Below are 1,366 nucleotides of genomic sequence, written 5' to 3' on the forward strand. Positions count from 1 at the left end.
GTATGGCGGCATTTGAAGACCGTACAGGGTCGAGCCGAGAATAGTGGTCTCCGAGAAGCTGGAGCGGAACGTACTCAAAGTACGCGAGCACGCCTACGCCGGCCGTAGCCTTGGCTGTGCGGCGTCTCACGATCGCTTCGGTCGGCGAAGGCCGGAAGCGCGGGAAACCGCCATTTGCAGGCCGGCATCACCTGAATATCAATGGGCCCTAAGCAACCTTGTCGAGCAGCGGCTTGAGCGCCGGGTGGATTTCCGGCGACGCATGCTTGATCAGCGTCAGCAGCGCGCGCTCGTTCTCGCTGAGCGGCCGGTTCGGGCCGATTCGCTCAGCCAGCCACCTCGCCTCGCCGGCATCGACCGTCTCGGCGCGGCGGGCCATTGCTTCGGCTGCCCGGTTCCTGGCTTCCCAATCGGCCTCGATGTCGTCAGGCGAGCGGTAGGCTTCCATGATGCCGGCGAGGCCGCCCGATACCATGCGGCCGAAAAAGCCACCGATTCCGGGCTCGGCATCATCGAGGAAATTCTCCTGGCGCAGCGCCACCTCGCGCGTCGGCGCCTCGTATCCGGCCGAACACATGACGAAATTGGCGATCGCCTTGACGAACAGCTCGTTCCAGGACGGGTCGTTGCTGGCCGCCGCGGTGCTCTCATTGATCCTGAACAGCACGTCCGCCTCGGCGCGGGTGATCGCGATGTTGCCGTCGCCGCCATAGGCGTAGAGAATGCGGCGCAACAGATCGACCTCGGCCTTGGCCACCAGTCCCGGAACCAGTTGGCCGCCCAGCATCAAAGGTCCCTTGCCGTCGACCACCGCATGCGTGACCTGCTCCAGCGCATAGGCGGAAAGCCGGCTGGGCGACGATTTGGCCTTCTCCAGCACATGCACCAGGAGCTCGAGCTCTGTCAGGCTGTCGACCATGCCGTCGCGCGAGATTGTCCGGATCAGCCAGTCGGCATTGTCCTCGGAGATGTAACCCGTCGGCTTTTCCTGGTGGACGATGTAATCGGTGACCGCCTCGACGAAGAACGCCGGCCATTCCTGGCATTTGTCGCGCGTCGTCTGGTCGAGCGCGAACAGCGCCTCGGCCTCGCCACGGCTCACCATGCCGTCGCCGAACACTTCGCGGCGCAGCATCACCACGTCCTCGGCCGTGATGCGGTTCTTGGAGGTCAGCCCCGCCACCGGAGCGCTCATGATCAGTTCGCCCATTGTCGTCCCCGTCCGCCGCCGGCTGTAGCCGGGCCCAAAAAGGTCGTTTCGGAGCAACATATCGGTAGTGTCTTGAAAAACCGGCAAACCGCGTGGTTAGCGAAGACTTGTCAGCAAGATGTCGCTGGCAGGTGACAAGGTGTCGTTCACAAGCTA

Annotated in this window: 1 protein-coding gene; it reads right to left on the minus strand. The window is 63.7% G+C overall.

Features of this window, described 5'->3' with window-relative positions; all coding sequences use genetic code 11:
• Positions 1–208: 208 nt before the first annotated feature.
• Complete coding sequence (locus tag EOA33_RS35895; RefSeq protein ID WP_127407738.1) at positions 209–1,210, minus strand: hypothetical protein; 1,002 nt, start codon at positions 1,208–1,210, stop codon at positions 209–211.
• Between the last annotated feature and the right edge of the window lie 156 nt (positions 1,211–1,366).

Origin of the sequence: Mesorhizobium sp. M4A.F.Ca.ET.050.02.1.1, assembly GCF_003997725.1 — a bacterium.
In the GTDB taxonomy this organism is placed as follows: domain Bacteria; phylum Pseudomonadota; class Alphaproteobacteria; order Rhizobiales; family Rhizobiaceae; genus Mesorhizobium.